We start from the raw sequence: 25,101 nt of genomic DNA on the forward strand, positions 1-25,101 counted from the left end.
GTGAATAAGATGTTTAGAAACCTTTCGGTGAGTACCAAATTCGTTGCTGCTTTTGGCGTTGTCGTAGCGCTGCTTCTGCTGCTCTGCGCAACCTTTTACATTAACTTCTCGCGGATTATCGATTCAAATAACTGGAACGTGCATACCTGGCGCGTGATAGATGAAAGCCGGGGGCTAACGTTAAGCCTGGTTAATATGGAAACGGGACTGCGTGGCTACGCCATCAACGGCAAAGAGGAAATGCTGGCACCCTGGACGGAAGGCCAGAAAACGTTTTCCCAGCATGTCCAGCAAGCAAAATCGCTGACTTCAGATAATGAAAAGCAGCAGGATCGGCTAGCCCGGCTGGCCGCGCAGGAGCAGGCCTGGGAAGCGTCTTTTGTGACGCCGCTGATTGAAAGGCGCCGTGCCCTGAATGCCGGCACGCTGTCCGGGGAGGCTTTCCAGGCCGCTTTCCAGGCCAACACAGGCAAAACGCAGATGGACGCTATGCGTCAAATCATCAACGAGCTGGCGGGGGATGAGCAGGGTTTACTGGTTAAACGCCAGGCCACCGTGGATTCTACCGAAGCGCAGACCAGGCTGACCCTGCTGTTTGGCGCGCTGGCTGGACTGATTGTTGCCTCTACGCTTGGCTATCTGCTGGCCCGTTCCATTACCGTGCCTCTGCATCAGGCGGTAAACGCCGCTCGCGCTATTGCAGCCGGCGACTTGTCAACGGTGTTGGTGGCTCGTTCAAAAGATGAAACCGGCGTGCTGATTGAAAATTTTGCCGTTATGCAGACGCAGTTGAAGAAAGTGGTTTCTGAAATCCAGGATGCCGCCGCTTCTATTGACAGCGCAGCGAAAGAGGTGGCCTCTGGAAACACCGATCTCTCCAGCCGTACGGAAGAACAGGCTGCATCGCTTGAAGAAACCTCTGCCAGCATGGAGCAGCTGACCGCAACGGTGCGTCAGAACTCCTCTAACGCGCAGCACGCCAGCGGCCTTGCCTCCGATGCGTCACGCGTGGCGGAGCATGGCGGAGCGGTGGTTGGCAAAGTGGTCTCGACCATGTCTGCCATCTATGACAGTTCCAAAAGCGTGGCCGACATTATCAGCACGATAGAAAGCATCGCTTTCCAGACGAATATCCTGGCGCTTAACGCCGCTGTTGAAGCAGCACGCGCCGGTGAGCAGGGAAGAGGCTTTGCCGTGGTGGCATCCGAAGTCCGTGCGCTGGCGCAGCGCAGCGCGGTGGCGGCTAAAGAGATTAAAGCACTGATTGAAACCTCAAGCCTGCGTATTACGGAAGGCAGCGAGCTGGTGGCTAACGCCGGAAAAACGATGGATGACATTGTTGCTTCTATCGGTAACGTTTCGCAGATTATGGCCGAAATCTTCTCCGCCTCTGGCGAACAGGTAAACGGTATTGAGCACGTAAGTACGGCAGTCAGCCAGATGGATGAAGTAACCCAGCAGAACGCCGCGCTAGTGGAAGAAGCCGCCACCGCAGCAGCTTCGCTGGAAGACCAGGCCGCTCAGCTTATTCGCACTATTGCTATCTTTAAAATAGCCTGAGCCTGAAGGGCAGCGTCTGCCGATTGAAGTAACACGATATTCGAAACAAAGCATCACAGGCTATAAGTGGCCTGTGCTGGCGGGGATGGCGGAAAGATATAAGCTTCCTGAGCCATAATTCTGCTAATCCCCTGAAGCCCGAACCTGAGTTCGGGTTTTTTTTCGCGAAAATTTTGTCAACGGCGGCTGATAAGAGGGGAAGAGTGCGAAAAAAATTGCCCTGAAGCTGCCAGTACAGGAACCAGAGGCGATATCGATTCACTCAGATCCAAACCCTCACTCTCAGGTGGAATCGTTTATGTCAGTCGACAGGCTTAATCCAGCAGGTGGCATTACCCAGCCCCAGCCGTTTGATAATATGTTCAGCACGGATACTAAAAACGCAGATGCGTTCAATAATCAAAGCGTAGCGAAGCAGTCTGGCGGTGGCGGCATAAATTTCGGCATGGCTCAGCCGGGCAGCAGCAGCCTGAATTTTGGCGATCTGTCGCAGAAAAGTAATGCCGTCCAGAATAGCGGGGACGCGACTAACGCACAGAGTTCCGGCAGCGAGCTTAATCAGCAGACCACGCAGTTGCTGAACGAAGTGCTAAAGATAATTATGCAGATGCTACAGCAGTTCAACGGCGGCAGCGACAGCGATACTAAAGGTTCCGGTTCGCCATCGACTACCAGCGGCAACGGTTCCGGCTCGCCGGCAACCAGCAGCAATACCAATGGTTCCGCTTTGCCGGCAACTGATAGCGATATCAACGCTTCTGGCTCGTTAGCAACCGGCAGCGGTGGCGAAGCCTCTGCCGGGAATACTGACGAAGCGTTGCCTTCTTATCAGGAAGCGACGGCCAGTCCGCCATCTTACCAGGCGGCGACGGCTAACCCGCCTTCTTACCAGGATGCCACCGCTTCTGCTCAGCCGGAAGCCGCAGCAGCAACAGGCGCAGCGGATGCTGATGCAGCGACGGCCGGAAACACGAAAACGGCTGCCACATCGGCGGAAAGCACCGCTTCTGCCTCTTCAGCCAGCGCAACAGCGGCTTCCGATCAGGTTACAGGCAGCGGGCCACGCTCTTTTGATATTACTAACGCCGAGGATCACGATATAACCCTTGGCATGTTTGATAAGGATAATAAGCAGGTGGCCTCCATGACGCTGAAGCCGGGCGAGAAGGGCACCATGAATTATCAAAACGACTTCACGGGCGTGATTAAGCAGGCTGATGCGGATGGGAAGTTTCAGGACAGTGCCAGTCGCCTGGAATTTTATAACGGCTTCATTAATACCAGCGATATCGACGGGCGAAACGCGGCTATCAGCGCTACCGACCATAACGGATTTAATATCGGTGATAACAAAAGCATTGCTGACGGCGCGCCAGACAATATCGTTTCAACCGACTCAGCCGGAGACAAGACTATTGCAGGCTGGTATGACGGTTCAACCGATACCATGAAAGCTGGCGGAGAATATATGGAAAATCAGCTGGGAACCGGTGACACCTATATTCATCCAAACGACGACCAGCTCGGCCAGGGGAATAACCCTATGCGCCATACCGATGCGACTAAGGTCGATGTGACCTTCAGTAAGGCATAAAGCTGCCTGTCGAACCCGGTCAAGGCTTCTCACCCTTCCTTGTGGGGAACATGCATAAAAAAAGCCTGAACGTGAGTTCAGGCTCAGACTGTTAACAAACTTACTCAGCTCGTGCTTTCCGGCATTTTAACAGCAACACCGTAGCTTTCTGGCAGCGGAGGCCAACCGGATAAGCGGACCGTTTTGGCGCATGGACGCGCCAAACGAGCCTCCATGGATGGATTCACGGCGTGTCCGTGTTCCGGTTGACCTCTGCTGCTGTTCTCCGGGCTGAACGCGACCTGACGTTTAAGAGTCTGTTAACGCCCTCAGTCCCAACTGACTAAAGTCAGTTGTCGAACCCGGTCAAGGCTTCTCACCCTTCCTCGTGGGGAATATGCATAAAAAAGCCTGAACGTGAGTTCAGGCTCTTCTTTAAATATGGCGGTGAGGAAGGGATAGACTCGCTTTGCTCGCCCCGCGGGCAGTTCGTTCGCGAGCGCCCGAACTGTCCAACTGACTAAAGTCAGTTGTCGAACCCGGTCAAGGCTTCTCACCCTTCCTCGTGGGGAACATGCATAAAAAAAGCCTGAACGTGAGTTCAGGCTCTTCTTTAAATATGGCGGTGAGGAAGGGATAGACTCGCTTTGCTCGCCCTGCGGGCAGTTCGTTCGCAAGCGCCCGAACTGTCCAACTGACTAAAGTCAGTTGTCGAACCCGGTCAAGGCCTCTCACCCTTCCTCGTGGGGAATATGCATAAAAAAAGCCTGAACGTGAGTTCAGGCTCTTCTTTAAATATGGCGGTGAGGAAGGGATTCGAACCCTTGATACGTTGCCGTATACACACTTTCCAGGCGTGCTCCTTCAGCCACTCGGACACCTCACCAAATTTTTATCCATCACCCTCTCGGGCGACGGGGCGCTACTATAGGGAGTCCGGCGTTAAGGGTCAAGAAGATTTTTTCCTTTTTATTCTGGCAGGTTAAGCGGTGAACAGCATGCGCTGCCTTTCTGCTGGCGCAGCCGAAGCCTGTCACCCTTATGACACTTTCCTGACACAAAATCGTCATGGTTGTATCGCAGACTAAGCTCCTGAAATTTTTAGCAACGTTTGCTCATGGAGTTATGCAATGAAGAAAAGCCTGTTTACTTTTTCCTTTGCCGCCACGCTGTTATCAACCGCGCTTTGCGCGCAGGCCGCAGATTATAATCGCGCCGCGCAGGGCGACATCACACAGCCCGGCGGCGCTCGCCGGTTGCAGCAAGATCAGACAGAAGCGCTAAAAGCTTCGCTAAACAGCAACAAAGCAAAAAATGTCATCCTGCTGATTGGCGACGGTATGGGCGATTCCGAAATCACTGCCGCGCGTAACTATGCTGAGGGTGCGGGCGGTTTTTTTAAAGGGATCGACGCGCTGCCGTTGACCGGTCAGTACACGCATTATTCGCTGGATAAAAAGACGCATAAGCCGGATTACGTCACCGATTCTGCGGCATCGGCCACCGCATGGAGCACCGGTGTAAAATCCTATAACGGCGCGATTGGCGTGGACGTAAACGGCAAAGATCACCAGACGATCATGGAGATCGCAAAGGCCGCAGGAAAAGCGACCGGCAACGTCTCTACCGCAGAACTGGAAGATGCTACGCCAGCAGCGCAGATTGCGCACGTGACCTCCCGTAAGTGTTACGGCCCGGAAAAAACCAGCGAAACCTGCGCGGGCAACGCGCTGGAAAAAGGCGGCAAAGGATCCATTGCCGAGCAGCTGTTAAACGCCCGCGTTGACGTAACCTTGGGCGGCGGTGGCAAAACCTTTGCTGAAACGGCCAAAGCAGGCGAATGGCAGGGTAAACCACTAAACGAACAGGCTAAAATTCGCGGTTATCAGCTGGTAAGTAATCTTGAAGGGATGAATGCGCTAACGGAGGCTTCACAGGATAAGCCGGTACTTGGTTTGTTTGCCGACGGTAATATGCCGGTGCGCTGGAAAGGGCCAAAAGCGACCTATCACGGTAACCTTGAGGGCAAACCGGTCAGCTGCGAAGTTAACGGCGAGCGTCAGGCTTCTACGCCAACGCTGGCCCAGATGACCGATAAAGCTATCCAGCTATTAAGCAAAAACCAGAACGGTTTCTTTTTGCAGGTGGAAGGCGCGTCGATTGATAAACAGGATCACGTAGCGAATCCATGCGGCCAGATTGGCGAAACGGTCGATCTGGATGAAGCCGTCCAGAAAGCGCTGGCGTTTGCGCATAAAGATGGCAATACCCTGGTCATCGTTACCGCCGACCATGCGCACTCCAGCCAGATTATCGCCAACGACAGCAAAGCGCCTGGCCTGACGCAAACGTTGCAAACGAAAGAGGGCGGGCTGATGACTATCAGCTACGGCAACTCGGAAGAGGAATCGCAGGGACACACCGGCACGCAGCTGCGTATTGCGGCTTATGGCCCGCATGCAGCGAACGTCGTGGGATTAACGGATCAGACGGATCTGTTTTATACCATGAAGGCGGCGATGGAAATTAAATAAGCGGAAGGAAAAAAGCCTGAACGCGAGTTCAGGCTCAGACTGTTAACAAACTTACTCAGCTCGTGCTTTCCGGCATTTTAACAGCAACACCGTAGCTTTCTGGCAGCGGAGGCCAACCGGATAAGCGGACCGTTTTGGCGCATGGACGCGCCAAACGAGCCTCCATGGATGGATTCACGGCGTGTCCGTGTTCCGGTTGACCTCTGCTGCTGTTCACCGGGCTGAACGCGACCTGACGTTTAAGAGTCTGTTAACGCTCTCAGTCTGAACGTGAATTCGGGCTATCTTTGAAATATGACGGTGAGGAAGGGATAGACTTGCTTTACTCACCCTTCCTCGTGGGGAATATGCATAAAAAAAGCCTGAACGTGAGTTCAGGCTCAGACTGTTAACAAACTTACTCAGCTCGTGCTTTCCGGCATTTTTACAGCAACACAGTGCTTTCTGGCAGCGGAGGCCAACCGGATAAGCGGACCGTTTTGGCGCATGGACGCGCCAAACGAGCCTCCATGGATGGATTCACGGCGTGTCCGTGTTCCGGTTGACCTCTGCAGCTGTTCGCCGGGCTGAACGCGACCTGACGTTTAAGAGTCTGTTAACGCCCTCAGTCTGAACGTAAATCTGGGCTATCTTTGAAATATGACGGTGAGGAAGGGATAGAATCGCTTTACTCACCCTTCCTCGTGAGGAACATGCATAAAAAAAGCCTGAACGTGAGTTCAGGCTCTTCTTTAAATATGGCGGTGAGGAAGGGATAGACTCGCTTTGCTCGCCCTGCGGGCAGTTCGTTCGCGAGCGCCCGAACTGTCCAACTGACTAAAGTCAGTTGTCGAACCCGGTCAAGGCTTCTCACCCTTCCTCGTGAGGAATATGCATAAAAAAAGCCTGAACGCGAGTTCAGGCTCTTCTTTAAATATGGCGGTGAGGAAGGGATTCGAACCCTTGATACGTTGCCGTATACACACTTTCCAGGCGTGCTCCTTCAGCCACTCGGACACCTCACCATATTGTTGTTGCAACCTCGTTGCTAACGGCCGCTAATGTAGGGAAAAGCACTGCGCCGGTCAACTCTCTTTCTGCATTTTTCCGTTCGTTCACTCACTTTTACAGCGGTTTGCTGCTTAAAACGTCAAAAAAACGTTTAACTTATTGGTAACAACACATTCTGCGGCGCAATGTGCATAATGATCTGCTTCATCAGCCAGTAAATCGTGAGGCCAGTAGTGAATCAGATTGACAGCAGAAGCGCTGAACCGGACGGAACCCGCGCGCTCTTTTTTATCCAGATTTTTTCCACGCTCGGCTTTGCCGTGCTTTATTCCTCGCTGGTGCTTTACGCCACTAAAAAACTGGGCTTCAGCGAAACGCAGGCCAACACCATGATGGGCGTCTTTGGCGCATTTAACTATGGCCTGCACCTGTTTGGCGGCTACCTCGGCGGACGCTTCCTCAGCAACCGCAATCTGTTTGTGCTGGGGATGGTCCTACAGGTGATCGGCTGCTGGGTGCTCTCCGGACAGCAGGCGGAAGGGCTTTACTGGGGGCTGGCGATGTTCCTGACCGGCAGCGGGCTGAACGTTACCTGCATCAACATGATGCTGACGCAGCGTTTTGCGCCGGAAGACAGCCGCCGCGAAAGCGCCTTTCTCTGGAACTACGCCGGAATGAACCTGGGCTTTTTTATAGGTTTTACCGGCGCGGGCTACTTCCAGCTTCAGGAACATTATCAGGCACTGTTCCTGTTTGCGACGCTGGGAAATGCTGTCGCTATCGTCGTTTCTCTTCTGCGCTGGAAAACGCTGGCCGATCTTGATACGCCGCTGCTCCACGTCAGCGGTAGCCAGCTGCGGCTGCGCATGCTGGCGGGGCTCATTATTCTGGCCGTGCTGGTGCCGGTTTTACGCATCTTGCTGACGCATGCCGGCTTTACCGGCACTTTTGTGCTGGCACTCGGTGCGGTAATTTTTCTGCTTCTGGCCGTGCTTACCTTGCGCCATCGCCCACGCGAAGAGCAGCGCAAAATGACTGCTTATCTGCTCCTGGCCCTCAGTTCGCTGATCTTCTGGACGCTGTATCAGCTGGCACCGATGGGGCTGATGCTGTTTACCGAACACAACATCATGCTGGACGTCTGGGGTATCCGTATTGCGCCGCAGTGGGTACAGAATATCAACACGCTGGTTATTGTGTTTGGCGGGCCGCTGCTGGCTATTGGATTCCGCAACCTGCGCGAACGCGGCTGGCGCGTTGATATTCCTTTGCAGTTTGCCGCTTCGCTGTTCTGCATCGGACTGGGCATGCTGGTCCTGCCGATTGGCATTATGCTGGCGGGCCAGGACGGCATGGTGGCGTTTAAATGGATCGTTATCAGCTACGTCCTGCAAAGCATTGCGGAACTGCTGATTTCGCCCGTCGGTTACGCGATGATCGGCAGGCTGGCCCCGCAGCGCTATCAGGGCATTATGATGGGCTGCTGGATGATGGTTACGGGCGTAGCGTCGGTACTTTCCGGCTACGTCTCCGGGCTGATGCCGCAAAACAGCGGCAGTACGCCTGCGCTGACTAATCCGGGCTACAGCCATATCTTTACGCTGCTGGGCTGGGGCAGCGCGGCGACCGGGGTGATGCTGCTGGTACTGATGCCGCTGCTGCGCAGGCTGATTCAAGCGTCCGCCTCTCGCCTTTAAGCAACAACCGGAATTTTTACTTGCCACGGCTGCTGTTTTACCCGAGCCTGAAGAAAAAACAGGAGAACCTGCATGGATATCATCTTTTACCATCCTTCTTTTAATACGGAAAAATGGATTGCCGGTTTACAGCAGCGTCTGCCGCAGGCGCGCATACGTAAGTGGACAGCGGGCGATACGGCGCATGCGGATTACGCGCTGGTACGCCAGCCGCCGGTGGAAATGCTACAGGGACGTGCGCTGAAAGGCGTCTTCGCGCTGGGCGCGGGCGTGGATGATATTCTTAACCAGCTGCGCGAGCATCCGCACATGCTGGCCGAAGGCGTGCCGCTGTTTCGTCTGGAAGACACCGGCATGGGCCGCCAGATGCAGGAGTACGCGGTATGGCACGTTCTGGGCTGGTTTCGCCGCTTTAACGACTATCAGCAGCAGAAAAATGAGGCGGTATGGCAACCGCTGCGCAATCATTCCCGCGATGACTTTACTATCGGTATTCTGGGCGCGGGCGTGCTTGGCAGCAGCGTGGCGGAAAGCCTGCGCTTCTGGGGATTTCCGGTGCGCTGCTGGAGCCGTTCGCCAAAAGACTTGCCGGGCGTGACCAGCTTTCATGGCGAAGCGCAGCTGGATGACTTTCTGGCAGGTAGCAAGGTGCTGATCAACCTGTTGCCAAATACGCCGCAGACCGTCGGTATTCTTAACCGTAAACTACTCGGCAAGCTCAAGCCACAGGCTTACCTGATTAACCTGGCGCGCGGCGCGCATCTGGTGGAAGACGATCTGCTGGCGGCCATTGAGGCGGGCGAAATCAAAGCGGCGGCGCTGGATGTGTTTGTGCAGGAGCCGCTGGCGCAGCAGCATCCTTTCTGGGCGCACCCTGCTATTGCCATCACGCCGCATAATGCCGCTGTAACTTTACCGGAAGAAGCTATGGACTATATCGCCGACGCGATCCGACTGCGCGAAACTGGCGCAATGCCGTCTGGCCTCGTCGATGTGGTAAGAGGCTATTAATTCAGCGGGCAGTGGATTGCCCGTTAGCAAGGAGAAAACTATGTATCCTGTCGATCTTCACATGCATACCGTTGCCAGCACGCACGCCTACAGCACGCTGCGGGACTACGTTCAGCAGGCGCAAACCTGCGGCGTCAAACTGCTGGCGATTACCGATCACGGGCCTGATATGGCAGATGCGCCGCACTACTGGCACTTTGTGAATATGCGTATCTGGCCACGCGTAGTGGAAGGCGTAGGCATCCTGCGCGGTATCGAAGCCAATATCAAAAACGTCGCGGGCGAGATTGACTGTACCGGGCCGATGATGGAGGTCATGGATATCGTGGTCGCAGGCTTTCATGAGCCGGTTTTCGCGCCGCGCGACAAGGCGACCAATACGCAGGCGATGATCGCCGCGATGGCCAGCGGCAACGTGCATATCATCAGCCATCCGGGCAATCCGAAATATCCGGTGGATATTCCCGCTATTGCCGAAGCCGCCGCAAAGTACGAGGTCGCGCTGGAGCTGAATAACTCCTCTTTTACCCACTCACGGAAAGGCAGCGAGCCAAACTGCCGGGCGATTGCGGCAGCGGTGCGCGACGCGGGCGGCTGGATAGCCTGCGGTTCCGATTCCCATACGGCATTTACGCTGGGAAACTTTGAACACTGTCTGCGAATTATGAAGGAAGTGGATTTTCCGCAGGAACGCGTATTAAATGTTACGCCGCGCCGCCTGCTCGATTTCCTGCAGCGCAGAACCGGCAGCGCCATTGCGGAATTTGCCGAACTGTGACGTTGTCACGCCTGATATTATGGACCTACTGTTATGAATGAATTTTCGATCATCTGCCGCATCCTTGGCTCGCTCTACAATCGCCAGCCGCAGGATCCGCTGCTGGTGCCGCTTTTTACTCTGCTGCGTGAAGGTAAGCTGCAGCAGCAGTGGCCGCTGGAGCAGGATGAGTTGCTAACCCGCCTACAGCAGAACAGCGATCCGCAGGCGCTGGCGGCTGACTATAACGCTCTGTTTGTCGGCAGTGACTGCAAAGTACCGCAGGAAGGTTCCCGGTGGGAAAATGGCCCGCAGGAGAGCGCGGTTCGCGCCTTTTTGCAAAGCCGTGGTATGCCTTTGAGCGAAGCACCGGCCGACCGTTTTGGCTCGCTGCTGCTGGCAGCGTCCTGGCTGGAAGATCAGTCGCAGGAAGATGAAGTTCAGGCTCAGATCGCGCTGTTCGATGACTTTTTACTGCCCTGGTGCGGCCAGTTTTTGGGCAAGGTAGAAGCCTGGGCCGACACGCCGTTCTACCGCACGCTGGCCGCGCTAAGCCGTGAAGCGATTCAGGCAATGCGTGATGAACTGGCGGAAGAAGGCGAGCAAGGCGAGAGCTAAGCGCTCTCCTCAACCAGCGTTCGGTCGTGAAATAACGCGTACTAATGCGAAAACGGGCAGCAAATTACGTCTGCCATGCTGCCGTATCTGAACCGAGCGGCGAAGCGGAGCGCGACCAGACCAGCGGCGTGCCCGGTAGCCAAACCGGCGGATTAAGGCGCTTGCCAATGCCCCAGCGCGTTATTTCCGTCGCGGCATTTTCATCATACAGCCCCGCTGGCCCCAGACCGTCGGGCTGCACTGTGTCGGGATAAGGATGGTCTGTCAGCACGCAGGCTGTTCTGGCTAACGATAACCTTGCCGTAAAACCTGTGTTATTACGCAGCCGCAAACGCATTCCCTCCAGCGCGGCTGCTGCCATCAGGTAGCCGGTAGCATGATCCAGCGCCTGCACCGGCAGCGGAGCCGGGGCATCGCTCAACTTCCACTGGCGTCCGGTATCGGCTATACCGCAACCCATCTGCACCAGGCTGTCGAAACCGCGCCGGTTACGCCACGGCCCCGTCCAGCCCCACGCGTTCAGGCTGATATCAATCAGTCCGGGCGAAAGTTTTTGCAGACTCTCGCTGTCATAGCCCAGCGCGGGCAGTGCATCAGCACGATAGCCGTGTACGATAATGTCTGCCTGGCCCAGCAGCTGTTCAAACAGTTTCCGCCCTTCGGCAGATTTCAGATCCAGCCGCGCGCAGCGCTTACCCAGCGTGATCTCCTCTTCCAGTGCGGGTTCCTGCCAGCCCGGCGGATCCAGACGCAAAACCTCCGCACCCAGCCCGGCCAGAAAGCGTGTAGCGACAGGGCCAGCGATAATCCTCGTCAGATCCAGGATCTTCACGTTATGCAGCGGGCGCAGGACGTGCAGCCGCCAGGCAGGCAGCGCGGCTTCCGGTTGCAGCGTTTGCGCAATCAGGGCTTCTCTCTGTACGCTCTGGCCCTGCGGATGTTGTTGCCAGGCAGCAACGCTGCGCATTTCAGCCGCGCAGCCGCCAGCCTCGATCACCGCCTGCTCCAGCGAGGTTTTTTGCCAGCGTCGGACAGCGGCGGCAAGCTCTTTACGGTCAGAATGAATGCCAAGCACTTTTTCCATCGCGGCCCGATGAGGGGGCGCATTAGTATGCAGGCGGATCCAGCCGTCGTCGGTAGCATAGTCGCCAGCGAAGGCATCCCACTGCGCAGGCGCAGAACGGTTGATGGGATGAAAGCTGTGCTGAAACCAGCGCGAGGCCAGGCGCATATTAACCTGGAGCCGGGAAGGATTGTTCACCAGCGCGGCCGCCGCCTGCATTGCCAGTGCAAAGCTGGTGGCCGCCAGTTCGGTAACGGGATAAACGGAACTCAGGCGTTCAGTGCCGTTAAAGCGCACGTCTGGAACGGGCGTTGCGCTGTTGCGCAGGGCCTGCCAGAGCTGTTGCCATAAAAGCGTAGTCAACCGTTTTGCCATGGTTTTCTCCTTTTTTTAACCATAGCAATGAAGCCTGGCTGGCGCTACCGTATGCGTTTCAGCCTGGGCAGCCGCGCATGCATACGCAGATTACGTAAATTAATGACCGCAATCGCGGTGCCCAGCACCACCAGCAGCGAACCACAGATTTTAAACACGTTCATGCTGTCGCCCTGAAACAGCACGCCCATAATCACCGAAAGCACCGGGGTCAGCAGTGACCAGGGCATAATCAGGTTGACGTTATAGGTACGCAGCAGCCCATACCAGATGGAATAGGCAACCACAGAAGAGCAGACGGCGCTATAAATAATCGCCAGCCAGCCTCGCCAGGAGGCATGAACCAGGCTGGTCAGCTGGCCGCTTTCCATCACCAGCGAAGAAAAGCCGACAATGGGGATCGCCAGCAAAGAGAGCCAGCCCGTCATAGCCAGCGGCTTGATACCGGAAGATTTCTTCACAATTAAATTACTGATTGCCCATCCGGCCGCGCTGCATAACAGCAGGCAAAGCACCCACCAGGAGGGAATTGTGGGGCTTCCGGCTAACACCACAACGCCGGTTAAGGAAACAGCGATGCCCAGCATCTGCACCAGCGACAGTTTTTCCTGCAAAAAAACCATGGCCAGGACCATTGCGAAAGGCGTACCAAGCTGCACCACAATCGCGCCGGTCCCGGCATCGGTATACTTCAGCCCAAGAAACAGCAGGGAAAAGTGCATAAAGCCGAAGGTAAAAGCCAGCGGCAGCAGATAGCGTAACTGCTCGCGCGTGACGCGGGTAAAAGGCACCAGGATCAACGCTACTACCACAAAACGCATCAGCGTCAGAAAAAGCGGCGGGATCTCGCCCAGCCCCCATTTCACCACGATATTGTTAAAGGCCCACAGGGTGACGACCAAAAAAACCAGCAAAAAATGACGTAATGCCACAACGTAATCCTTTAGTGTGTTTAATCATTCGCTTATCATGGCACGAATCGCGCTTATTTTAAGCGCATCGCCCGCTTTTTTGTTTCCCCGGTTAAACCGCTATCGTTCAGCAAGGATATTTCTGACTATGAGCTTACCTGTAGCAATTATTCAGTTCGAAACGCCGCCTGAAAACGTAATGGCACGTGTGGGCGAGCAGCACCAATGGTTTGTGGCTGCGACAGGCTTAGGGCCTGACGATTATCTGGTGGTACGTCCCGATTTGGGTGAAGCGTTGCCGAATCCCGCTTCGCTTTCAGCTGCCATTCTTTCTGGCTCCTGGGCGATGGTAACGGATCATGCGGAATGGAGTGAACGTTCAGCGGCATGGATCCGTAGCGCAATGGATCACCAGCTGCCGCTGCTTGGCGTTTGCTATGGTCACCAGCTGATGGCTTACGCATTGGGCGGCGTAGTGGATGACAACCCGCGCGGTTGGGAAGGCGGGCTGCAACAGGTTACCAGGCATGCCGACTGCGCTGGCGATCCGCTGCTGACGATATTGCCCGCGCAGTTTTCCGCCTGGCTTTCCCACCGTCAGTCTGTGCTGCAACCGCCAGAGGGCGCGCGGGTTATCGCTTCTTCAGCGCTCGATGACTGCCAGATTGTGCGCTACAGCCCGCAGGCGCTTTCAGTGCAGTTTCATCCCGAATTCACGCTGGAAATTATGACCGCCTGTCTCCAGACGAGCGAGCAAGGTGATGTCCCCGTCTGGCCTCTGCGGCTGCTCCAGGCGTTTTGCCAGCAATATCATTCTGCCGACAAACGCGCGGCGTCGCTTTAATATCGTGCCGGTCACACTTTCTGTCGCGCCAGGCTGTCAAACTAAATCGTTCTGTTAATGTTAACTTAAAGTTGTTCAATTGTTAATTATCACGGAGGGACGATTATGCGCTACGCATATCCAGGCAGCAGCGACTCTTTAATAGAGCTGAAATCGCACTACGGCAACTTTATTAACGGCGAGTTTGTTGCGCCGCTTAACGGCAATTATTTCACTAACAGCTCGCCGGTTGACGGCTCGGTTATCGGCGAATTTCCTCGTTCAGGGAAAGAAGATATTGAAAAAGCGATCGACGCCGCGCATGCCGCGGCCGAAGCGTGGGGGAAAACCTCTGTCCAGTCGCGGTCGCTGGCGCTGCTGAAGATCGCCGACCGGCTGGAAGAAAATCTGGAATATCTGGCGGTAAACGAAACCTGGGATAACGGCAAACCGGTACGCGAAACCCTGGCGGCCGATTTACCGCTGGCGGTCGATCATTTCCGCTATTTCGCGGGCTGTTTGCGGGCGCAGGAAGGCACGGCGGCAGAAATCGACGAGTTTACTGCCGCCTATCATTTTCACGAACCTCTGGGCGTGGTCGGCCAGATTATTCCGTGGAATTTTCCTCTGTTAATGGCGGCCTGGAAGCTGGCTCCGGCGCTGGGCGCGGGTAACTGCGTGGTGTTGAAACCCGCCGAGCAGACCCCGCTGTCGATAACCCTGTTTGTCGAACTGATTGCCGATTTACTGCCGAAAGGCGTACTCAATGTGGTGCATGGCTATGGCCGCGAGGCGGGAGAGGCGCTGGCAGGTAACACACGTATCGCCAAAATCGCGTTCACCGGGTCGACCGCAACGGGCGGCCATATTCTGGAGCTGGCGGCAAAAAACCTGATCCCTTCTACCGTAGAGCTTGGCGGCAAATCACCAAACATCTTCTTTGAAGATATTATGCAGGCCGAGCCTTCATTTATAGAAAAGGCGGCGGAAGGCGTGGTGCTGGGCTTTTTAAACCAGGGCGAGGTCTGTACCTGTCCGTCACGTGCGCTGGTGCAGGAATCTATTTATGTCCCGTTTATGGCAGCGGTGATGGAGAGAATAAAAACCATCAAGCGCGGCGATCCGCTCGATACCGATACCATGATTGGCGCGCAGGCTTCACAGCAGCAGTTTGATAAAATCCTCTCTTATCTTGATATTGCGCGCCAGGAAGGGGCAGAAGTGCTGACCGGCGGCAATATTGAAAAGCTGGAAGGCTCGCTGGCGAACGGTTATTACATTCAGCCGACGCTGTTAAAAGGTAATAACAGCATGCGCGTTTTCCAGGAGGAGATTTTTGGGCCGGTAGTCGGCATTACTACCTTCAAGGACGAAGCGGAAGCCATCGCCATCGCTAACGACTCTATTTACGGGCTGGGCGCAGGCGTCTGGACACGTGATATCAACCGCGCCTATCGGGTAGGCAGAGCCATCAAGGCAGGGCGCGTCTGGACTAACTGCTACCATCTCTATCCGGCACACGCCGCGTTTGGCGGCTATAAGAAATCAGGGATTGGCCGCGAAACCCATAAAATGATGCTCGATCACTATCAGCAAACTAAAAATCTGCTGGTGAGTTACAGCACGGAACCGCTGGGCTTTTTCTGACCTTAGTTAACGAAGGTGTCGCCAAAATGGTTCGCCGTTTTGTACCGACGGGCAGCACCTGAGTTTAAAGTGCGGGGAAAGGAGACAACGAGCAGAGAGTGGCGCGACATGGACGTCGCGCCCCGAGCTGACAGGGATGCCGTTTTTGCGTCTTTACGACCGTACCCTGTTCGCCACGCCTGTACCGCTTCCTTAAGCTATTCCCTGTTCGCCACGCCTGTGCCGCTTCCTCAAGCTATTCCCTGTTCGCCACGCCTGTATTGGTTTCTCAAGCTATTCCCTGTTTGCCATGCCTGTATCGGTTCCTCAAGCTATTCCCTGTTCGCTACGCCTGTATCGGTTCTTTAAGCTATTCCCTGTTCGCTACGCCTGTATCGGTTCTTTAAGCTCTTTCGCTCTTTCACTATGCTTTGCGCCAGTTTCCGCAAGTTCGGCGGTGCCGGACGCTTGATACTACATATCGTTAACGTGACGTTGTCACTTGTATCAGCCTGCTTTACGTGGGGTTAACAGCGCTTTGATCTCTTCTTCCGCCACGGCGTGGGAAAACAAAAATCCCTGTAGCTGATTGCATCCCGCCTCGGCCAGCGCCTGCATCTGGCTGCTGGTTTCCACGCCTTCCGCCGTCACGGTTAACCCCATAGCCTGGCCCAGCCTGACCACCGATTCGATAATCGCCGTGGAATTTTCCGTCACGCCCAGCGACTGGGTAAAAGAACGGTCGATCTTGATTTTATCCACCGAGAAATGGCGCAGGTAGTTAAGGCTGGAGTAGCCGGTGCCGAAATCATCCAGCGCGATACGGAAACCTGCCTGACGCAGCTCGCTCATGATCTCCTGCGCGCCTTTCTCATCTTCTATCAGGACGCCCTCGGTGATTTCCAGCTCAATACGCGAAGGCTGCGTTTTCTCCTGCTTAACGATGGCCTTGACGCGTTCGACAAAACCCGCCGAACGAAACTGTAAAGGCGAAACGTTAATCGCCATAGATAAATCTGGCCAGGCAAGCGACACGCGGCACGCCTCGCGCAATACCCACTCGCCAAGCTGAATAATCAGCCCCATCTCTTCCGCCAGCGGAATGAAGTCGCCCGGAGAAATCAGGCCGTGAACCGGATGATTCCAGCGGATCAGCGCTTCCAGCCCCACCACTTTCTGGCCGGCAATATCCATCAGCGGCTGGTAATAAACCGCCAGATCGCGCTTGCTCTGTAGCGCAATACGCAGGTCGCCCGCTATCTGCTGGCGCTTTTTAACCGATTCATCCATTGATTCGTCAAAAATGCGATGCTGTCCGCGCCCCTGGCTTTTGGCTTCGTACAGCGCGATATCCGCCTTGCGCATTAGTTCCAGCCTGTCGCTGGCGTTTTGTGGAGCCGTGGCCACCCCAATACTGACGCCGATCCAGGTCTGGCTGCCTAATAAAGTAAAAGGGCGAGCCAGCGACGCGATAATACGTTCGCAAAGTTGCTCAATGACGTGCGGGGAGGTTATGCCTTCCAGAATCACCACAAACTCGTCGCCGCCCAGTCGCCCAACCGTATCGTTTTCCCGCACCAGTTCGCTGAGCCGGTGGCCTACATCGATGATCAGTTCGTCCCCGGCATGGTGCCCATAGGTATCATTCACCAGTTTGAAGCGATCCAGATCCAGCAGCAGTAACGCTATTTGTCCTTCGCTGCGCATTAGCCTGCCTAACGCCTGTGTCAGCCGTTCTTCGACCAGCGCGCGGTTAGGCAAACCGGTTAATACATCGTGAAAGGCCAGATGCTGAGCCTGTGCCTCGCTGGCGCTAAGCTGTAGCAGCGACTGCGATAGCCGCGACGAGGACAGCCATAAACGGCGGATCATTAACACGCAAATCAGCGTGATAATCAGCACCATCACCAGGCCAACAGGGCCGATGACCTGAAACATCTGCGAACCGGGCGTAGAAGGCCGCCAGCTGATATAACCCAGCGGCTCGCCTGCGACATTGGTCAGCAGATAGTTAGCACATTTGTGCAGCGGATTGCCGTCGGCGTAATGCAGGTCGCGCAGCAGGCTGCGCTGGGCGAGGGAGTCAAGATAGCTGCTGTCCAGATACTTAACGCTGACCAGGCGGAACCGGCCGTTTTGCCCGTAGCCGTTGTCTATGGCGCTAATGGCCAGCGCGGCGGGGCGTTTGTCGATCAGGGTAAAATCTACCGTTTCGGCATGGCGGCTACCGATGGCAAAGGGAATTTTCAGCTTATTCAGCAGGGAAGTGACCGGCAGGCGCAAATGCTCAAATCGCGCTACCGGCACGTTTTCGCCCCATTCCCAGCGGTAGACCGGCTGATTATGCTCATCAAGAATATAGATAAGCTGATGGTCAAACATCTCCGTCAGCCAGGCACCGACGTTTTGATTCAGCCAGAGGATATCCAGCGGCGCACGCTCCAGTCGGCTGCCAAGCGGCTGCCATAGCGCGAGGCTACGGTTCTGCTTGATCATCTCTGCCAGGCTTTGCGAAAGCGAGGTCTGAATAATGCGCTGCTGCTGTCCGGCGGCGTCGCGATTGGTTTTGGCCGTCGCCCACCAGACGGTAAACGTGGCAGCGGTAAACGTAATCAGTAACACCAGCACTAACGGGATAAGCACTTCACGAATAAAATGGCTGCGAAAACTGTCTGATATTTTCATCTTTTTATCAACCCGCTCTCCAGAACAGCAATAGATCCCCTCGCTTTGAGGCTAGCATAAATCCTGGATTGAGCAGGTTGATGGCGGAAGCTACTCCCGCTCTTTTTGCTGCCGGGCGGCTATCCGCGCCTGACGCCAGTTCAGCAACGGCGTCACCGAAATACCGTGCAGAATGACGCTGGCCACGATCAGCGTAAAGGCAATATTCGCCATCCGCGTCATCTCCGGGCCAGCGACGCCATGCGTATAGGCCCAGGCAATATAGTTAATACTGCCGATACCGCGAATACCCAGCCAGCCGATAATCAGCTTTTGCTGCCAGGGAACCTTAATGCCCGTGGTGCCCAGCCAGACCGCTACCGGACGCACCACGATAAAAAGCACCGCCGCCATCACCAGGCCCAGCGGATCCCAGTGCTGCGCCAGCGTCACGCCCAGCACGATGATAATGCCCGCAGCAAACAGGCGTTCTACCGTATCGCCAAAAGAGAGGGCGTCGCCAACTACCAGGCCAACGGAGCGCGCCGGATCGGGTTTAAAAGAGTCATGTCGAATATGCGGATTAACCAGCAGTTCAGCGGGTGGCCGATGTTCGCTGTCGTCGAAAGCATCGGCAGGCTGGCGGCTGATTACCCGCACCTCCGCGCGGCGCAGGCCGACACCGGCTGCAAACGCGGCCAGAAAGCCGGAGGCATCCAGCGTCTGAGCAGCGGCATAGCTTAGCGCAATCAGCGCCAGCGCCAGAAAGTCGTTGGGAGCAACGTCCTGATGCGCGTGGCGTAAGTGCGTTACGTATTGTCCGACAAAGCGACCAAGAACAAAGCCGATCCCCAGCCCGCCCACGATGGCCCACAGCACATCTTTTAGCGCCCAGTGGGTGAGCAATTCTGCCGACAGCGGCTGCTGCGTGGTCAACAGCGTCACGGCCAGGATCAGCAGCGGCAGGGCCGTGCCGTCGTTCATTCCCGCCTCGCTGGAGAGCGAAACGCGCAGGTTATCATCATCGCGCGCGTCGTTAACGGAAATCAGGCTGGCGAGTACCGGATCGGTTGGTGCCACAATGGCGCTAAAGGCCAGCGCGTAAGGCCACGACAGGCCAGCCAGGTAGTGGGCGGCCAGCGACATGCCGGCCACGGTCAGTAGCATTCCCGGAAACGCCAGCCGCAGCCCGAGCCGCCAGCCCGGATTACGCAGCGGCAGACGCAGCTTCAGGCCGGTAATAAACAGGGAAGCCGCCATCGCGATTTCGGTCAGGTGCGCGGTCAGGACGCTGTGGGCGGCAATATCAATATGCAGCAGATCCAGTACCCACGGGCCGCAAACCACGCCCGCTATCAGATAAAGGGTAAACGTGGTGAGCGGACCACGGTTAATCCAGCCCGATGCCAGCGACATCAACAGTAAAAGCGCGCCGGTAGCGGCGGTCCAGCTTAGAAATCCCATCTTTACTCCTTTGCAGTCACTGGCTTAATTATGGACGTTAAAAAAGAATCGGGCTGGATATCTGTTTGAAAAGGCAAATTTTTACCAGGGATGCGGTTAAGGCTGGCCTTATCCTCAGCAAAAAAGCCCGCTGGTCGGAAAAATAACGCTATAGCGGGCGATGAGAAAGCTCGGGCGAGAAGCCGGGTGAAAAGGGAAGCCGATGGCAAAGGCAGCGGGCAGGAGAAAGCCAGGCATTCTGTGCCGTTAGCCAGGGCAGGAAGATGACAGACATTGTCAGAAAGCGCCTGTAGGTATACTGTTAACAGACTTCTCCGGCGGTGCCGCTTTGCCGCTGACCATCTGTTAAACCGAGGTTGTTTTGTCCAGTCTATCCCCAAACCTTCGCCCAAGACGTCTGCGTCAGACCCCATCTTTCCGCTCGCTGTTTCAGGAATCTTCGCTCAGCATCAACGATCTGGCGCTGCCAATCTTTGTTGAAGAAGAGCTGGATGACTATAAGGCTATCCAGGCGATGCCTGGCGTGATGCGCATTCCCGAAAAGCGTCTGGCCTATGAGATTGAGCGTATCGCCAAAGCGGGCATCCGTTCCGTAATGACCTTTGGTATCTCTCATCATACCGATGCCGACGGCAGCGACACCTGGCAGGAAAACGGCCTGGTTTCGCGCATGGCGCGCATCTGTAAAGATGCAGTACCGGAAATGATCGTCATGTCCGACACCTGTTTTTGCGAATACACCACGCACGGCCACTGTGGCGTACTGCACGACCACGGCGTGGATAACGATGCAACGCTGGTGAACCTGGGCAGACAAGCCGTTGCCGCCGCGCGCGCCGGTGCAGACTTTATTGCGCCTTCTGCGGCGATGGACGGGCAGGTGGCGGCAATCCGCCACGCGCTGGATGAAGCGGGCTTTACCGATACGGCGATCATGTCTTACTCCACCAAGTTTGCCTCTTCCTTCTACGGCCCTTTCCGCGAAGCGGCGGGCACCTCGCTGAAGGGCGATCGCAAAACCTACCAGATGAACCCGATGAACCGTCGCGAAGCGATTCGCGAATCGTTAATCGATCAGGCGGAAGGTGCGGATGCGCTGATGGTGAAACCGGCGGGCGCCTATCTGGATATTATTCGTGACGTGCGCGAGCGCAGCGAACTTCCGCTGGCGGCTTACCAGGTTAGCGGCGAATACGCGATGCTGAAGTTTGCCGCGCAGGCTGGCGCTATTAACGAGCAGGACGTGGTGCTGGAAAGCCTGGGCGCCATCAAGCGCGCCGGTGCCGATCTGATCTTCAGCTATTATGCGCTGGAGCTGGCCGAAAAAAATCTGCTGTAGCAGCATGGAGAGGGGCAGGCTGTCGCCCGGCTGAACGGGCAATAGCCTCTCACCTCGCTACGGGCATATCGCTGTAGCGCGTTGTCCAGGCGGGAGAGAGCATCTCCCGCTTCATTGACCAGCTTTTCTCAATGCCCTGTCCGGCGAACCAGATTTTGCCCTTGCCGGACTGGTTCAGCGTATCTATTACCTTCATCAACGCCACGCTGTTCGCCAGCGGTTTTTCTTCGGCAAACAGGTCGTACTGCGCCACGCCTTCGCTATAAAAGTCACTGAGCATCACGCCCGCTTTCAGATAGCGTTCGCCTTCGCGCCAGATGCGGTCAAGCGCTTCGGTCGCTACGCGAATAATATCGCGCGTATCGTTTGAAGGCAGCAGCAGTCGGCCGGAAGCCTGATTGTTATAGCCGCTGGCGTTGCTGTCATACGGGCTGGTGCGGATAAACACGCTGATAAAGCGGCAGTACTGTTTTTCACCGCGCAGCTTTTCCGCCGCGCGCTCTGCCCAGGCGCAGATGGCCTGGTGCATATCGCTATAGTCCGTAATACGGTGACCAAAAGAGCGGCTGCACACAATTTGCTGTTTGGTGGGCGCAAGCTCTTCTATTACCAGACAGGATTCGCCGCGCAGCTCGCGCACCGTTCTTTCCATCACCACGCTAAAATGTTTTTTGATGGTGGGCACGGAGCTGTCGGCCAGATGCAGCGCGTTTTTAATCCCCATCAGCTGTAGCCGTTTACCGACGCGACGACCAATACCCCAGACTTCTTCAACAGGCACCAGCGGCAGCAGCTTGCGCTGACGGGCGGGATCGGACAGATCGACCACGCCGCCCGTCTTGCGCCACTTTTTTGCGGCGTAATTGGCAAGCTTGGCCAGCGTCTTGGTGGGCGCAATACCGACGCCTACCGTCAGCCCGGTGGCCTGTAAGATCGTCTGCTGAATTTCACGGCCAAACTCTTCCAGCGCGATACAGTTGCTGACGCCGGTTAAATCGATAAAGGCTTCATCGATAGAGTAACGTTCTACAGAGGGGGCCAGCTCGTCGAGAAGGGTCATTACGCGGTGGCTGAGATCGGCATAGAGCGCGTAGTTAGAACTAAAAACCTGCACCTGCATCCGTTGCAAATCATCTTTAATTTTAAAGTAGGGCTCGGCCATTTTAATACCCAGCGCCTTTGCTTCCGCCGAACGCGAAATAATACAGCCGTCGTTATTAGAGACGACAACGACCGGCCTGTTTTTTAAATCCGGCCGGAAAACCTTCTCGCAGGAAGTATAAAAGTTGTTCACATCAACCAGAGCAAACATAGTCATAGCCCAAATCAAGCCAGAGCGCGGCGGTTATCCTTGCGGTAAAGAGCCCGTCAGCCAGCGCGGGCTCTTTACCGGGAAAGCTAAAAACAGTGATTCAGCGAGCCGTTACGTAAAACTCTCGCGGCTGTTTTTTGTAGATTTCAGAATAAAAGTGACCACGCCGAAGATCTCCAGCTCTTCCGCATTGTGAAACTCGACGGGAGAATAGTGGCGATTGCGCGGCACCAGTTGCAAGCAAGGACGGGTACGCAGTTCCTTAACGGTAAATTCGCCCGCTACCGCCGCCACCACAATATCGCCATGCGTCGCCGACAGCGCCCGATCCACCACCAGCAAATCGTCATGGCCGATACCGGCCTCAATCATCGAGTCGCCGCTGACCTTAATAAAATAGGTGGCGCTGGGATGACGGATCACCAGCTTATTCAGATCCAGCCGGTCCTCAATGTAATCCTGGGCCGGACTGGGAAAGCCGCAGGGGACGCGCTCAATAAAAAGCGGCAAAAAAAGGTCGTCCATAATTTCAGCAGGAAAAATCGGCTGCATAATAGTTATTCCGGATTAGCTGTATATACATACAGTATCGCCGAACGCGGTGAGCAATCAAGACGCTAAACTGAATTTTCATAAAACTTACTGATCTTGCAGCGTTTTTAATTTTATTTGAGCGCCGGGCTTATTTTAGCCAGGGCAGAAAACAGGCGGTTAATTTAGCCGCAATCAGGCAGAGGATAAAAAGGAATTAGCGCGAAAGATAAATTCTGCTTAGCTTTTTTATGCTGATCAAGACGCCATCTGACTATTACGGCGGCAGCGAAAGATCGGGCGATGGCTAAAACCGCCCGATAAAAATGCTTTTTCCCGGCGGTATGCTATGTTTTTACGCCTCGAAAAATCAGTGCCGCATGCTGTTTTGCCAGCTTGCCTGGATCGGACTGCCCCAGGACTATCACTGGCAGCTCTGTCAAAACTGATAAACCAGCCCAAGCGCCAGCACGTCATCGGTAGCCAGTCCCAGCGGGTTATCCTTTCTCAGGAGGTTTACTTTGTACTCTCCAAACGCCACCATATTTTTATTGAAGTAATAAGAGGCACCTGCGGCGATATAGTTAATAATGTCTGTATCGCCGATACCTTCAATATCTTCTCCTCTGGAGGATACATAAGCCAGAGAAGGACGAAAACCGTTGGTAAACTGATATTGCGCCACGATTTCCAGGTTTTTCGCCTGATTGGCGAAGCCACCGCTCACCGGGATGGCGTTCTGGCTGACATCATAGACGGCGGCCAGATAGATGCTGTTTGCGTCGTATTTTAAACCCGCCGCATAATGCTGCGCTTTATCGCCTTTGCCTCTGCTCAGGCTATTCTGCGCTTCGGTGCGATCCAGACTGGCGAGGGATCCTACTACACTCACACCTGAGTCAAAGGAATAGGACATCGATAGCGCATAGCCATCGCCGTTGGAGCGCGTCACTGCACCGCTGTCGCCAGTGCGATCGTTCTTACCTTCGTACTGGGCGGCAACGTTTAGTCCCTTGAGCAGGCCAAAGAAATCGTTGTTACGCCAGGTCAGCAGTCCTGTAGACCTGCCGATGAGAAATACATCATTGTAATCGGAGTCGCTGCCGAAATACGGCAGCATATCGGTATAGCTCATTACGTCATACACAAGGCCAAAGTTGCGGCCATAGTCTATTGACCCCAGCTCACCGTACTTTACTCCGGCATAGCCAAGGCGGGTGGCGTTGCCATTTTGTGCATCACTGCCTTCAGCGTTATGCAGGCTATACTGGTAGGACCAGGTGCCGTAGCCGGTAAGCTGGCTGGATATCTGCGTCATACCGCTAAACCCGCCCTGAAGATTTGAAGAGACGTCGCCATCATTGTTCGCATCATCAGAAATAGAGTGAGAAACTTTAATTCGACCGATAAGCTCCAGCCTGTTGCCATCTTGATTATATATCTCTGCGCCGTGCGCCGGACACAGGAAAGCCAGCAGTGGCATTGCTGCCATTGCAAATGAACGCCTCATCATTATTATTTACCCTGTCTGAATATAATTATTTTCCCATAGGAGGGAGTTTATATATAAGCCATTGCCTGACGGGCGACACCCGCTATTTAATTAACTGACTTTCCTTCCACTGTTCTTTGGTTAATGTTTTCACGTCAAACTGTTCACGCGTGCGGCAGTAGGTATTTCCGCCCATACGGCCTATAGCGTCCATCAAATGCTGATCGATATGCAGGTTTTCCGGATTGATCGCATCGCTTCTGATGTACACGCCGATGACCTCGCCTAAGATAATTTCACGCGCCGCCCCAACCTGAAGCGTGGTGTGACGCCGACACTCCAGCGCTGCCGGAGCGGCCAGAATTCGTGGGCTGCCTACCATTCTCCCTGGCGTAGTTTCCAGCCCGGCAACGTCAAGCTCATTTACCTCCGGGCCAAATTTGATGGCGCAGATTTCCATCTGGCTGACCAGCGCATCATCAACAATATGAACAGTAAATTCGCCGGTTTCACGAATATTGCGGGCGGTGTCTTTAAAGCGCATGTCGTCATAATTTTCCACGCCGATGGCCACAATCGCCGGAGCGTGCGTCAATACGTTAAAAAAGCTGAACGGGCCCGCATTGGGCACGCCTTCTTTACTGACTGTGGTGACCAGTGCGACAGGGCGAGGGATGACGGTGCCAATCAAAATTTTGTAACGTTCGCGCTCGGTTAACGCAGAAAAATCAAAATAAGTGTGTGGGATAGCGGGGTTCATT

Annotated in this window: 18 protein-coding genes and 2 tRNA genes; 10 read left to right on the forward strand and 10 right to left on the reverse strand. The window is 55.1% G+C overall.

Annotated elements, in window-relative coordinates; all coding sequences use genetic code 11:
- Window positions 1-27: 27 nt before the first annotated feature.
- Together ACMGGR_RS07695 and ACMGGR_RS07700 are read left to right on the forward strand one after the other, a co-directional pair.
- Window positions 28-1,560, forward strand: a complete 1,533-nt coding sequence (locus ACMGGR_RS07695; protein WP_343215865.1) for a methyl-accepting chemotaxis protein — start codon at window positions 28-30, stop codon at window positions 1,558-1,560.
- Between the two features lie 298 nt (window positions 1,561-1,858).
- Entirely contained in the window at window positions 1,859-3,154 is a 1,296-nt protein-coding gene (locus ACMGGR_RS07700) for a hypothetical protein (RefSeq protein WP_414148572.1), read from the forward strand.
- Between the two features lie 777 nt (window positions 3,155-3,931).
- Here ACMGGR_RS07700 and ACMGGR_RS07705 read toward each other — a convergent pair.
- Window positions 3,932-4,019 (reverse strand) — tRNA-Ser (locus tag ACMGGR_RS07705).
- Window positions 4,020-4,263: 244 nt separating this feature from the next.
- Between ACMGGR_RS07705 and phoA the strand changes: the two genes are divergently transcribed.
- A complete protein-coding gene (phoA, locus tag ACMGGR_RS07710; protein ID WP_414148573.1) occupies window positions 4,264-5,667 on the forward strand; it encodes an alkaline phosphatase in 1,404 nt (467 codons plus the stop codon).
- A 916-nt stretch (window positions 5,668-6,583) separates the two neighbouring features.
- On the opposite strand, the gene ACMGGR_RS07715 is transcribed toward phoA, so the two are convergent.
- A tRNA-Ser gene (locus ACMGGR_RS07715) sits at window positions 6,584-6,671 on the reverse strand.
- Window positions 6,672-6,890: 219 nt separating this feature from the next.
- On the opposite strand from ACMGGR_RS07715, the gene ACMGGR_RS07720 reads away from it, so the two are divergent.
- The 4 genes from ACMGGR_RS07720 to ACMGGR_RS07735 all read left to right on the forward strand — a co-directional run bounded on the left by ACMGGR_RS07720 (window position 6,891) and on the right by ACMGGR_RS07735 (window position 10,740).
- Complete coding sequence (locus tag ACMGGR_RS07720) at window positions 6,891-8,354, forward strand: peptide MFS transporter (RefSeq protein ID WP_414148574.1); 1,464 nt, start codon at window positions 6,891-6,893, stop codon at window positions 8,352-8,354.
- A gap of 72 nt (window positions 8,355-8,426) precedes the next feature.
- Window positions 8,427-9,365, forward strand: coding sequence for a glyoxylate/hydroxypyruvate reductase GhrA (gene ghrA, locus ACMGGR_RS07725; protein WP_414148575.1), 939 nt, complete (start codon window positions 8,427-8,429; stop codon window positions 9,363-9,365).
- 40 nt (window positions 9,366-9,405) lie between these two features.
- A complete protein-coding gene (locus ACMGGR_RS07730; RefSeq protein WP_414148576.1) occupies window positions 9,406-10,143 on the forward strand; it encodes a phosphatase in 738 nt (245 codons plus the stop codon).
- Window positions 10,144-10,176: 33 nt separating this feature from the next.
- Window positions 10,177-10,740 (forward strand): molecular chaperone, encoded by a 564-nt coding sequence (locus ACMGGR_RS07735; protein WP_414148577.1) that lies wholly within the window; start codon window positions 10,177-10,179, stop codon window positions 10,738-10,740.
- 64 nt (window positions 10,741-10,804) lie between these two features.
- Here the strand turns inward: ACMGGR_RS07735 and ACMGGR_RS07740 are convergent, their stop codons facing one another.
- Both ACMGGR_RS07740 and ACMGGR_RS07745 read right to left on the reverse strand, forming a co-directional pair.
- Window positions 10,805-12,178, reverse strand: a complete 1,374-nt coding sequence (locus tag ACMGGR_RS07740; protein WP_414148578.1) for a CoA transferase — start codon at window positions 12,176-12,178, stop codon at window positions 10,805-10,807.
- Window positions 12,179-12,222: 44 nt separating this feature from the next.
- A complete protein-coding gene (locus ACMGGR_RS07745; RefSeq protein WP_414148579.1) occupies window positions 12,223-13,110 on the reverse strand; it encodes a DMT family transporter in 888 nt (295 codons plus the stop codon).
- A 115-nt stretch (window positions 13,111-13,225) separates the two neighbouring features.
- Here ACMGGR_RS07745 and ACMGGR_RS07750 point away from each other — a divergent pair, with 115 nt between their 5' ends.
- Both ACMGGR_RS07750 and ACMGGR_RS07755 read left to right on the forward strand, forming a co-directional pair.
- On the forward strand, window positions 13,226-13,933 hold the full coding sequence (locus ACMGGR_RS07750; protein WP_414148926.1) for a glutamine amidotransferase: 708 nt from the start codon (window positions 13,226-13,228) through the stop codon (window positions 13,931-13,933).
- 105 nt (window positions 13,934-14,038) lie between these two features.
- Window positions 14,039-15,559: an aldehyde dehydrogenase family protein gene (locus ACMGGR_RS07755; RefSeq protein WP_246757612.1), complete on the forward strand. Its 1,521-nt coding sequence runs from the start codon at window positions 14,039-14,041 to the stop codon at window positions 15,557-15,559.
- Window positions 15,560-16,045: 486 nt separating this feature from the next.
- Here the strand turns inward: ACMGGR_RS07755 and ACMGGR_RS07760 are convergent, their stop codons facing one another.
- Both ACMGGR_RS07760 and ACMGGR_RS07765 read right to left on the reverse strand, forming a co-directional pair.
- A complete protein-coding gene (locus ACMGGR_RS07760) occupies window positions 16,046-18,223 on the reverse strand; it encodes a putative bifunctional diguanylate cyclase/phosphodiesterase (RefSeq protein ID WP_414148580.1) in 2,178 nt (725 codons plus the stop codon).
- A gap of 90 nt (window positions 18,224-18,313) precedes the next feature.
- A complete protein-coding gene (locus tag ACMGGR_RS07765) occupies window positions 18,314-19,666 on the reverse strand; it encodes a cation:proton antiporter (protein ID WP_414148581.1) in 1,353 nt (450 codons plus the stop codon).
- A 361-nt stretch (window positions 19,667-20,027) separates the two neighbouring features.
- Here ACMGGR_RS07765 and hemB point away from each other — a divergent pair, with 361 nt between their 5' ends.
- Window positions 20,028-21,005 (forward strand): porphobilinogen synthase, encoded by a 978-nt coding sequence (gene hemB, locus ACMGGR_RS07770; protein ID WP_246757609.1) that lies wholly within the window; start codon window positions 20,028-20,030, stop codon window positions 21,003-21,005.
- Between the two features lie 49 nt (window positions 21,006-21,054).
- On the opposite strand, the gene umuC is transcribed toward hemB, so the two are convergent.
- From umuC to ACMGGR_RS07790, 4 genes are all read right to left on the reverse strand, one after another.
- Window positions 21,055-22,317, reverse strand: coding sequence for a translesion error-prone DNA polymerase V subunit UmuC (gene umuC / locus ACMGGR_RS07775; protein ID WP_414148927.1), 1,263 nt, complete (start codon window positions 22,315-22,317; stop codon window positions 21,055-21,057).
- Window positions 22,318-22,428: 111 nt separating this feature from the next.
- Window positions 22,429-22,869 carry a translesion error-prone DNA polymerase V autoproteolytic subunit gene (umuD, locus tag ACMGGR_RS07780; RefSeq protein ID WP_246757608.1) on the reverse strand — a complete coding sequence of 147 codons (441 nt, stop codon included), beginning with the start codon at window positions 22,867-22,869 and terminating at the stop codon, window positions 22,429-22,431.
- 418 nt (window positions 22,870-23,287) lie between these two features.
- Entirely contained in the window at window positions 23,288-24,361 is a 1,074-nt protein-coding gene (locus tag ACMGGR_RS07785; protein ID WP_414148582.1) for a porin, read from the reverse strand.
- A gap of 82 nt (window positions 24,362-24,443) precedes the next feature.
- Window positions 24,444-25,100, reverse strand: coding sequence for a flavin reductase family protein (locus ACMGGR_RS07790; RefSeq protein ID WP_414148583.1), 657 nt, complete (start codon window positions 25,098-25,100; stop codon window positions 24,444-24,446).
- Window position 25,101: the final 1 nt, after the last annotated feature.

The sequence above is a fragment of the Erwinia sp. BNK-24-b genome, from assembly GCF_047456155.1.
Classification (GTDB): Bacteria; Pseudomonadota; Gammaproteobacteria; order Enterobacterales; family Enterobacteriaceae; genus Erwinia; species Erwinia phyllosphaerae.